Annotated in this window: 8 protein-coding genes; 2 read left to right on the plus strand and 6 right to left on the minus strand. The window is 69.9% G+C overall.

Features of this window, described 5'->3' with window-relative positions:
* Positions 1 to 22: 22 nt before the first annotated feature.
* From JKJ07_RS35025 to JKJ07_RS35050, 6 genes are all read right to left on the minus strand, one after another.
* Positions 23 to 538 (minus strand): copper resistance CopC family protein, encoded by a 516-nt coding sequence (locus JKJ07_RS35025; protein ID WP_202996239.1) that lies wholly within the window; start codon positions 536 to 538, stop codon positions 23 to 25.
* On the minus strand, positions 535 to 1,716 hold the full coding sequence (locus tag JKJ07_RS35030; protein WP_202996240.1) for a Dyp-type peroxidase: 1,182 nt from the start codon (positions 1,714 to 1,716) through the stop codon (positions 535 to 537). Before JKJ07_RS35030 ends, JKJ07_RS35025 begins: the two co-directional genes overlap by 4 nt.
* Positions 1,713 to 2,273, minus strand: coding sequence for a copper chaperone PCu(A)C (locus JKJ07_RS35035; protein ID WP_202996241.1), 561 nt, complete (start codon positions 2,271 to 2,273; stop codon positions 1,713 to 1,715). The genes JKJ07_RS35030 and JKJ07_RS35035 overlap by 4 nt, the downstream gene beginning before the upstream one ends.
* 90 nt (positions 2,274 to 2,363) lie before the next feature.
* Positions 2,364 to 2,738, minus strand: coding sequence for a hypothetical protein (locus JKJ07_RS35040; protein WP_202996242.1), 375 nt, complete (start codon positions 2,736 to 2,738; stop codon positions 2,364 to 2,366).
* Between the two features lie 468 nt (positions 2,739 to 3,206).
* On the minus strand, positions 3,207 to 5,180 hold the full coding sequence (locus JKJ07_RS35045) for a bifunctional copper resistance protein CopD/cytochrome c oxidase assembly protein (RefSeq protein ID WP_307834561.1): 1,974 nt from the start codon (positions 5,178 to 5,180) through the stop codon (positions 3,207 to 3,209).
* A gap of 478 nt (positions 5,181 to 5,658) precedes the next feature.
* Positions 5,659 to 6,762 carry an epoxide hydrolase family protein gene (locus tag JKJ07_RS35050; protein ID WP_202996244.1) on the minus strand — a complete coding sequence of 368 codons (1,104 nt, stop codon included), beginning with the start codon at positions 6,760 to 6,762 and terminating at the stop codon, positions 5,659 to 5,661.
* A gap of 90 nt (positions 6,763 to 6,852) precedes the next feature.
* On the opposite strand from JKJ07_RS35050, the gene JKJ07_RS50420 reads away from it, so the two are divergent.
* Both JKJ07_RS50420 and JKJ07_RS51965 read left to right on the plus strand, forming a co-directional pair.
* Positions 6,853 to 7,653 carry a CGNR zinc finger domain-containing protein gene (locus tag JKJ07_RS50420; protein ID WP_307834562.1) on the plus strand — a complete coding sequence of 267 codons (801 nt, stop codon included), beginning with the start codon at positions 6,853 to 6,855 and terminating at the stop codon, positions 7,651 to 7,653.
* Between the two features lie 699 nt (positions 7,654 to 8,352).
* Positions 8,353 to 10,605 carry a rhamnogalacturonan lyase gene (locus JKJ07_RS51965; RefSeq protein ID WP_202996245.1) on the plus strand — a complete coding sequence of 751 codons (2,253 nt, stop codon included), beginning with the start codon at positions 8,353 to 8,355 and terminating at the stop codon, positions 10,603 to 10,605.
* Positions 10,606 to 10,611: the final 6 nt, after the last annotated feature.

The raw sequence follows: 10,611 nt of genomic DNA on the forward strand, positions 1-10,611 counted from the left end.
GATGCTTCAACACGACGGGTCCCTACTCGACCGGCGCCCGTCGCCGTCCGGTGAGCGCGAAGTAGGCCGCCAACCCGATCAGGGCGGCACCCACCACGCCGAGGCCGATCAGCACGCCGGTCGGGATCCCGTTCGACTCCCTCACGGCGACGGCCACCGGGGTGGGCGCGACCGACGACACCGAGCCGACCGTGAAGGCGTACGAGCCCTGCACGGTGTGCCCGTCCTTGGAGACGACCCGATAGGCGACCGTGTAGGCGCCGTTCTCGACCGGGGAGTCCACCGCCACTGTGGCCGTCGCGGCCGCCACCACCGGCGCACCGGCGGGCACCCGCTGCTGGGCCGCGTCGCTGAGGACGATCGTGATGAAGGACGGGTTGAGCTCCTCGCTGAAGCGCAACGTGACCACGGCCGGCGACGCGGCGAGGGCGGCCCCCGCGGCCGGCGCCGAGGAGAGCAGCTGGGCGTGCGCCCACGCCGGGGACGACGGCAGGAGCACCGCCACCACCGCGGCCAGGGCGACCAGAACGCGTCTCACCCCAGCACCTGCTCGCCGATCCAGCCGCCCTCGGCGCAGCCGGGCGGGACGGCGAACACGGCCGACCCGATCGGCGTGATCCACTCGTTGAGCAGGTCCTTCTCGGCCAGGCGCTGCTGGATCGGAAGGTACTGCTCGGTGATCGACCGCTGGTAGGACGCGAAGATGAGACCCGAATCGGGGTGCCCGGCCGCGTTCGGGGCGCCGTCGTAGTTGTACGGACGGCGCAGGATCTTGAGTTTGGGATCGGTCACGCGGGCCCGGGTGACGTGCGAGAAGTCCGGCATCGCGGGCAGCCCGGAGTCGTCCAGCTTGGCGAAGTCCGGCTCGTCGCGCTCGTGCGTACCGCTCAGGGGTGCGCCCGATTCCAGCCGCCGGCCGACCGCGTTCTCCTTGTCGGCCACGGCCAGGATGTCCCACGTCTCCATCTCGGCCCGGATCCGGCGCACCACCAGCGTGGTCGAGCCATCCGGGTTCCACACCGCGGGGTCGATCTCGGCGCCGCGGGGGTTGGCGGTGCCGTCCATCTGGCCCAGCACGTTGCGCTGGGTGTGCTCGGGGGCCTGCACGCCGGGGCTGCGCCGGAAGCCCTGCTGCACCCACCGGACGGCGGCGAACGGCCGGGTGTCCTTGATGAGCATGCGTTGCGTGTGGGCGACGGTCAGCGGGTCGTCGGCGCAGATCTGCAGCAGCAGGTCGCCACCCGACCAGCGGCTCTCCAGCCGGTCGATGCGGAACTTGGGCAGGTCGGCGATCGGCGGTTTGAGCCCGGCGGCGCGATAGAGGCCGGGGCCGAAACCGAACGTCACCGTGAGCCGGGCCGGCAGGACGGCCAGGGTCGCGTCGGTGTCCCCCAGCGCCGGCACGCCCCGGGTGAGCCGGGCGACGTCGTCGGTGAGCAGCCGCATCATCCGGGCCAGGGCCCGCCGGTCGGTGCCGCCGGGCAGGGTGAACGCGACGAACGCGGCGTGCGCGGGCGGGTCCTCGGCGATGCCGGCCTGGCGGGGGCCGTGGAACGGCACGGTGGCCGTGCCCGTGGTCAGGGCCACGGCGTCCGCCTCCGCGACCGGCGCGGGGGCCACGCCCCGGCCGGTCGTGGCGACCACCGCGGCGCCCGCCGCCACGCCGAGACCGGCGACTGCCGCTCCCCCGGCGAGCAAGTGGCGCCGGGTCGTCACGGAGCCATGCTCCCCATCGGCATGCCCGACGCGCCGTGCTCGCCCGGCGCGTAGCTCTCCTCGGCGCCGGCGAACGGCTTGGCGATCGCGCTGAACGGCACCGTCGAGCCGTCGGCCAGCTTGAGCGTGAACGTGATCTCGTCGCCCGGCTCGATGGCCTCCTTCGGCTTCATCAGCATCAGGTGGTCGCCGCCGGGCGACAGCTCGTGCGTGCCCTTCGACTTGATGACGAAGCCGCCCTCCTTCGGCTGCATGACCATCTTGCCGTCCTTCATGGCCATCTCGTGCAGCTCCAGCGGCGACGCCGGCGATTCGGCCCCGGTGATCGTGATGTCCGCCCCGGTGTCGTTGACCAGCGTGCCGAACGCGGCCGTCATCGTGCCCGCCGCGGAGGCCTTCACCCACGGATCCTTGATCGTCAGCGTGCCCGCGGCGGCCGTCGCCGAGGGCGCCGGGGCCGGTGTCCCGCCCGCGGCGGTGGTCGTGTCGTCGCTTTTCGCACAGCCGGTCAGACCGAGCACGGCCAGCGCCGCAACCGCGATGAGAGTGTTTCGCATGATGTCCGTTCCTCGTTGGGGACTGCGATGCGTTGGTCCCTGACGAGGCCCGGGAAGTTCCCGGCCGCGCACAACTTTTTCAGCCGGCCCTCACACGCAGGGCTTCCCCTTGAGCCCCGTGGCCAGCTCACTGTTCTCCGACCCGTTCACACTGATCGCCTTGATCTTCCCCACGTACGCCACCTCGGCCGCGACGTTGCACACTTCGCGCGCTTCGGCCGTGTCCGTTCCCCCAAGCGACGTCCCGATGGACAGAATCGTGCAGTCCCCGATCACCTCGACGACTTCGACGGCATCCGAAGTCATCTTCTGCGCAACAGCCTCCACCGTGTCGTCCCCGCACTTCGGCGCCGGCGCAGCGGTAGGCATGGCATCGTTCGCGTCGGGAATGTCGTCGAACACACTCGCACAACCCGTCATCGAAAGCGCGACCACCAAGGACACCAGAACCACTCGGCTTCTCATGCCCGCCAGATTGACGCGCCGCCCCAAAAAATCGCTAAAGACCTCCAAAGCCTTCCCGTACGAGGGACAAGCCAGCCCCCGAACCACCACACTCGACCATCACGCGCGCAGGTTCGGCCTCCACCCCCACGATTCCCACCGCCACGCGACCCTGCCGCCCCGCCTCCCCACGGCCACGCCGCCACCACCTCGCCGCCATGCGACCGGGTTGCCACGCCGCCACGCGACCGCGCACGCACGCCGCCACGCCACCGCCCCGTCACGCCACCCCGCCCCGCGCGGCCACGCCCCCCCCATGCGACCTCGCCGCCATGCGACCGTGCTGCCACGCCGCCACACGACCGCGCCGCCACGCAAGCCCGCCACCAAGCCACCCAGCCGCCACGCCGCCAGGAACTCGCCAGGCACTGGTCCAGAGCCTGGCGGGACCCACCTGCGTCACCGCCATGGCGCTCGTAGACGACCTGGCTAGTCGCGGCGGGCGGACTCCTTGGCTGCGGCGTCGGCCAGGAAGGCGTTGTAGCGGGCCAATTCGTCCTCCTCCCCCGAGGCGTCGGCGCGGTCGGCGGCCCGGTCCAGGCGAGCCTGTTCGCGTTCGTCCGAGCGGATCCATTGCCGTACGAGGATGAGCATCACCACCACCGCCGGGAGCTCGCCGAACGCCCAGGCCAGCGCCGCGCCGAGATGCTGGTCGTCGAGCAGGGACGCGGCCCACGGCGGGTGGACGGCGGTGTACCAACCGGCCCCGATCACCGTCGTCGACTGCAGCAGTACGAAGCCGAAGAACGCGTGCGCGACCATGGCCAGGAAGTGCACAACTGTGAGCAGTGCCGGGTGCACGCGACGGCGACCCGGGTCGGTGCCGATCAGGACCCAGACGAGCAGGTAACCGGCTAGCACGAAGTGCGCGAGCATGGCCAGGTGACCCAGGTGGTAGCGCATGAGCGTGCCCAGCAAGTTGCCCATGTAGAGGCCGTAAAGGCTGGCCACGTAGATGACGAGCGCGACGACAGGGTGGCTCAGGAACCGGGCTGCGCGACTGTGCAAAACGAGCAACAACCACTCACGAACGCCGCGCACTTGCGGGTCGGCCGGGCGGCGCAGAGCGCGCAGAGCGAGAGTGATCGGTGCGCCACAAACGAGCAGGATCGGCACGGCCATGGACAACACCATGTGCTGCACCATGTGCGCGCTGAACAACACGTACGCATAGCGCGCAATCCCCAGGCCGGTGATCGCGCCGAGCAGCAGCATGCCGCCCACCCACGATGCGGTGCGCGCGATCGGCCAGGAGTGGCCGGCCCTGCGCAAACGCGCAACTCCGCTCAAGTAAGCGGCGATACCGACGGCCACCACGGTCAGGATGAACATGTCCAGCAGCGGATGCGCGAACATGTCGCGGGCGGTCGGCGGGCCGGGCATCGCGAAACCGAGCAGTTCGACCAGCGGGTCGGGTTCGGTCAGGCCCTCGGGCACAGGCGTGGGGCTGCGTGACAGCGCCACGGCCAGACCGATCGCCGCGGCCAGCACGACAAGCTCACCGGCCGCGAGGCGCACGAACATGAACGTCGTCGAGGCGCGCAAAGTGCGCGTTCGGTGCACGGCCCCGATCGCGCCCACGGCCAGCAGGGCCAAGACCTTCAAGAGCACCATCAACCCGTACGGGGAACCGAACAACGCGTCCCATGAGCCCAACCGGATTCCGGCGTTGACGGTGCCGCTGATCGCCGTGGCCACGAAGCACGCCAGCGCGAGCCGGCTGTAGCGCGCGGCCGTCTCGGCGAAACGGCGATGACGGCGGACCAGGAGGAGGCCCGCGAGCCCACCCACCCACAGCGCGGCGGCCAGCACATGCAGGGCCAAGCTGCTCACTGCGATCTGATGGTTGCCGGCGCCGGCCGCGTGCCCGGTGAACGCCGGCGGCAGCAGTGCCACCATCGCCAGCCCGGCCGTGATCGCGGCCGTCCCCCGGGAGAGGCCCGCGCGCGAAAGGACGGCCACGGTCAGCGCGAGCCCGATCTGCAGCAGTAGAGCCTGCCCCTGCGAGATGGAGAACGCGAAGCTGACGGCCACTTGGCGGCTCAGATTGTTCACGGGGATGCCGAGGATGTCCGAGACGGTCAGCAACACGACCGCGGCCGAGGTGAACGCCCAGGCCACGGCCAGCCAGGTGACCCGGCGCAACAGCACCCAGCCGTGCGCGGCGACACTGCGCCCGTCGCCCGGCAGCAGGAACGCGGCCGTGACGGCCAGCCCGACCGTGAGCACGCCCAGCACCTCACCGACCAGCGTGAACACGGGCAGCGCCCACTCGGTCACCGGCCCCGGCGACGGGATGCCGGGCAGCGCCTCCGCATCCACCGCACCGCCGAGAGCAAGCGCCGCCACCAGCACCACACCGGCCGCCCCCGCAGCCGAACCCACCACAACCGGAGTCTTCACACCGGATGGTCGGCCGCCAACGGCCAGGAGTTCCCGCCGCCACCAGCGCGTGTGCAAGAACACCACAAACACGGGGACGAACGCCCAACTCCGGCCTCCAGTTCCGCAGTCATCACCGCATACACAAGGACACCGCCAGCACTGGACGAACGCCCAACACCGGCCGGCAGTTCCGCAGTCACCACCGCATGCGCAAGAACACCGCAAGCACTGGACGAACGCCCAACACCGGCCGGCAGTTCCGCAGTCACCACCGCATGCGCAAGAACACCGCAAGCACAGGCATGATCCCCAATATTGGCCAGTGTCAGCGCGTGTGCGAGACCGCAAGCACGCACATCCCGGCTCGTCGAGAAGCGCCTGCGCCAGCAGGCGGCCGCACCCCGACGCCATACGGGACGACTCGAGCGGGGGTGGTCTGCGCGATGAGGACTGGGTCGGGCGGCTTCGACCAACTCCGGCCCGTACTACCCCGCCGTCACCGGAGCGTGCGGAAGAACTGGGTGATGTCCTCGGCCAGGAGTTCGGTTTCCTCGTACGCCGCGAAGTGGCCGCCGCGTGGCATGCGCGTGTAGCGAGCGATGTTGTATGTTCGCTCGGCCCAGCTGCGCGGTTGCCCGCCCGGGATGTCCGCCGGGAACAGGGCCAGCGCCGTCGGCACCTCGACCCGTTCGATCGGCGGCACCAGCTGCTGGCGGCGCTCGTAGTACGGCCGGAACGACGTCGAGATCGCGCCGGTGAACCAGTACAGCGAGGCCTGGGTGAGCAGGAAATCGTCGCTGAACTTGGCCGGGTCGTCGCTCCACGTCCGATACTTCTCGCCGATCCAGGCGAGCAGCCCCGACGGCGAGTCGGACAACCCCTGCGCGAGGGTGAGCGGACGTGTCCCCTGCTCGTGCGAGTAGCCACCCTCGGCCGCGTGCCACTGCCGTTTGGTGTCCAGATATGCGCGTTCCTCGTCGGTCAGCGACGCCGGATCCCACTCGGCCGGGTCGGCGATGTCGAGCACGTGCATGCCGGCCAGCGCACCCGGATAGGCCTGCGCGAGCCGGATGACGTCCCCGGCGCCGATGTCCGAACCGTGCACTCCGTAGTGCTCGAAGTTGAGCGCTTCGCTCATCAGCCGATGCCACAGGTCATGGGTGTGCGGACCGTCGATCGCTGCTCGCTGCGGCGCAACGCCGTAGCCCGGCAGCGACGGCACAATGACGGTGAAGGCATTCGCCGGATCACCCCCGAACCGCGACGGTGCCGACAGCCGCTCGGCCAGCCCGACCAGCTCCAGGAACGAGCTGGGCCAGCCGTTCGCCACGAGCAGCGGCAACGCACCCTCCCGCTCGGCGTCGAACCGCAGATAGTGCACGCCCTGCCCGTCGATCTCGGCAGACCCGTGGGGCAGCGCGTTGATCGCAGCTTCGTGCTTGCGCCAGTCGTACGCCGACGCCCAGTACTCAACCAGGCGGCGCAGCTCGTCACCGTCGAACCCGGCCTCCCAGCCGGCGATCGGCCACTGCTGGGCCCACCGGGTCGCCCGCAACCGGGCCCGCAGATCCTCGAGGTCAGCGTCGGAGACGTTCAGCATGGTTCCTCCTCAGTTGTGACTCGACACCACCGAACGCTAATACCGGTGTTGCGGCCGAGTCAAACACCGTTCAAGCGATACGATGGTGTCGTGGCTGATCTGGACCTGGTCGTGGACTTCCTCAACACGCTCGACGAACGCACGTTCCGCCGGCACGGCGAGAACCACAAAAGCGCCGAGAAACTGACCTCCCCGCAGGCCCTCGCCGACTGGCTGGCCGCCACCGCCGACACAGTCGCCCGCAGCTCGCAAGCGCCCGCAAGTCGCACGCATCCGGCCACCCCAAACGCAGCCGACGACGCAAACGAGCACCTCCGCGCAACCAACGCACACCAAAGCCAGCGCGTAGCGGCGCGTGCGATCGAGCACCCGGCACTTAAGGCCAACCCGAACGCAGCCAGCCCGCCAAATGCGCAACTTCGCCCACCACCTGCGCACGAAGCCAGCCCTCACCCCGCCGAAACGTCAAACGCAACCAACGAGCACGCCGCCGATCGGCACGCGGCCGGCCCTGACATGTCGGGCGATCTCGGCTCGGCCGACCTGGACGCGGCCATCACCTTGCGCACTGCGTTGCGCGCAGCGCTCGACGGTGACGCGATAGCGTTGGCCGGCTATCCCGTGCACCTCACGTCCGATCTCGGCAGCGGCGAGTTGCGGCTGTCGGCCACCACCGGCCGGCCCTGGCTCGACCGGATCGTCGAAGCAGTAGCGATGAGCGTGGCCCGCGGCGACTGGAAGCGGGTCAAGCTCTGCGACGCGCCCGACTGCCGGTGGGCCTTCCACGACACCTCGCGCAACGGCCGCGGCCGCTGGTGCGAGATGGGGGTGTGCGGCAACCGCCACAAAACCCGCGCCTACCGGGAGCGCCGCCACCAGCACGCCGGGTGACCTGGAACTTCCGCGTCGCGTCGAGCGACTACTTCCGAGTGGAAGACGGGGACGAACAGCAGGCCACTCGGCAGCGGTGTCATGCACGAAGCCGGCAGGCCAGGGCACGACGGGCGCCAATTGCGGTCCGGCACGTCAACGGCGGCCTGGTAGTCCGGTCCCGCCCTCGGACGCGCGTGACGCTTCGCCGCCGCGCGGGCTTGGTCATCGCCACGATGGCCGCGGCGCTCTTGGCGATCTGCGTGACCGCACTCCTCGGAACGCGCCCCGGGACATGGGCGCCGACCGCCGCTGGGCCGTGCCCCGCCAAGACTTCGGCCGTCGCCACCAACGCCGGGCACACGCTGAGACTGTGGGCCGAACCAGGCCCCGTCACGCTCGTTCACCTCTGCGCCGGCCGCTCCGTGGGCCTCATCCGCGAGTGGCGCGTCACCAGAGCAAGCACCGCTGATTCCGGGTGGCGGGAGACGGTTGCAAGCCCCGCGGCTCTTACGGTCGCACGGGTCGGCGACCGCCTCGCCCTCGCCGTCGCCGATCTCCAGCCCGGCCAGGACGCCCGGCTGACGGTCGACGCCCTCCTCGACTCCGGCGGCACCATACGCTTCGACGCCCGACTCGCGGTCCCCTCGATGCATCCTTGACCAGTGATGCCTATCGATTGACACTCGTCGGGCAAGCGCTTACCTCAGGAGGTTTGCCGTGCCGAGTGTTCTCGCCGCCACCACCGCGCTGCTCCTGCTGGCCGCGCCCGCGGTCCCCCGCACCGGCCCTCACGGCGACCAGAGTCACCGCCAACAGCAGCCCGCCGCCCAGCCCGCAGCCCAATCCGGCGGCCAGCCCACAGCCCAGCTCGAGCGACTCGACCGCGGCCTAGTCGTGGCGAACACCAGCGAGGGCACGTTCCTGAGCTGGCGGTTGCTCAAGCAGGAAGCCACAGGCCACAGCAGCACCGGCCTCACAGGCAGAACCTTCGTCGTCTACCGGGACGGCAAACGCATAGCCACGGTCACCGGCAGCACGAACTACCTGGACCGCGACGGCTCCAAATCCTCCCGCTACACAGTCTCCGGCAGCCACCCCACCGCGACGAGCAGCACCACCCATTTCGACCTGCCGCTGCAGAAACCCGCCGACGGCGTCACCCCCGCCGGGGAGGCGTACACCTACTCGGCCAACGATCTGAGCGTCGGCGACGTGGACGGCGACGGCCAGTACGAATACGTAGTCAAGTGGGACCCGTCGAACTCCAAGGACGTCTCGCAGGTCGGCTACACCGGCCCGGTCCTCGTCGACACGTACGAGCTCGACGGCACCCTGCGGCACCGCATCGACCTCGGCGTCAACATCCGGGCCGGCGCGCACTACACGCAGTTCCTGGTCTACGACTTCGACGGCGACGGCCGCGCCGAGATCATGATGAAGACGGCGCCCGGCACGCGCACTTTGCGCAACGGCCGGTCGCGCTACATCACCATGCTCGCCGCCGATCTGAAGGCCGGCTACCGCAACACCGACGACTACCGATTGAGCGCCGCCGACTACTACGCACACGTGGTCGAGATGTTCCGCGGCTGGGCCCGGCACCCCGAGGTCGTAGCCAAGCGATGGCCGGCCACCCCGGAACAGGCCCTCGGCATCGAGCCCCTCCCGAGCGCCGAGGCCGTCGCCGACTACTTCATCGACGTCTACGCACCTTCGCGCAGCACTCGCAATCAACTTCGCGCATTCCAGGGCTTCATAGTCGACGGCCCCGAATACTTGACCGTCTTCGAGGGCGCCACCGGCCGCGAGCTGCAGACGGTCCGCTACAAGCCCGGCCGCACCGACGACGGGTTCATGTGGGGCGACTACGCCATGCCGCGGATCGAGCCCGCCAACCGGGTCGACCGTTTCCTGGCCGGAGTTGCGTATTTGGACGGCCGGCACCCGAGCGCCGTGTTCGCGCGCGGCTATTACACGCGATCGACCTTGATCGCGTACGGCTGGAACGGACGGAGGCTGACCGAGAACTGGTACGTGGACAGTGGCTGGGTGCCGATGTCGAACCCGTTCAACGACTCGCCGCACGGACGCGACGGCACCGATCCGCGCTTCAGGACGCTGACGACGCAGGGCTTCCACTCGCTCAGCGCGGCCGACGTGGACAACGACGGCAGGCAGGAGATCGTGTACGGCTCGGCCACGATCGACGACGACGGCAGCCTGCTCTATTCCTCGTACGACGTCTTGCCGCCGGGCAGCGCGGCGCCGGGTGAGCGGGTGCGGCTCGGCCACGGCGACGCCATGCACGTCACGGACATCGACCCCGGCCGCCCCGGCCTCGAGATCTTCACCGTACACGAGAACGGCACGATGGCCCCGTACGGGATGGCGATGCGCGATGCCCGTACGGGAGAGGTGTTGTTCGGTTCTTACTCCGGCCGCGACACGGGACGGGGCATGGTCGGCGACGTGCTGCCCGACGTGCCCGGGGTCGAGTCGTGGGCCAGCATGCCGGGCGGCTCCGAGGCGCTGGGCCTGCACACGGCGAAGGGCGAAGTGCTGCCGGGCGCCATTCCGGGCACCAACATGAGCATCCGCTGGGCGGCCGACCTGACCACGCAGATCGTCAACGGCGCGGGCGACGTCACCCCGACGATCGACGACTGGCAACGCGGCACTGTCCTGGTCGCCGAGGGCACGCGAGCGAACAACGGCACGAAGGGCAATCCGAGCCTGGTGGCCGACATCTTCGGCGATTGGCGCGAAGAGCTTCTCGTACGCACCACTGACAGCTCGGCCGTGCGCATTTACCTGAGCACCGAGGTCACCGATCACAAGCTGTACACGCTGATGCAAGACGCGCAATATCGCGCAGAAGTCGCGCGTCAGCAGACAACGTACAACCAGCCGTCGTACCCGAGCTTCTATCTGGCCTCGGACACCGATTGGGGGCACGTGCCGCTGCGCTGATTAGGG

The sequence above is a fragment of the Paractinoplanes lichenicola genome (assembly GCF_016785085.1).
GTDB classification, from domain to species: domain Bacteria; phylum Actinomycetota; class Actinomycetes; order Mycobacteriales; family Micromonosporaceae; genus Actinoplanes; species Actinoplanes lichenicola.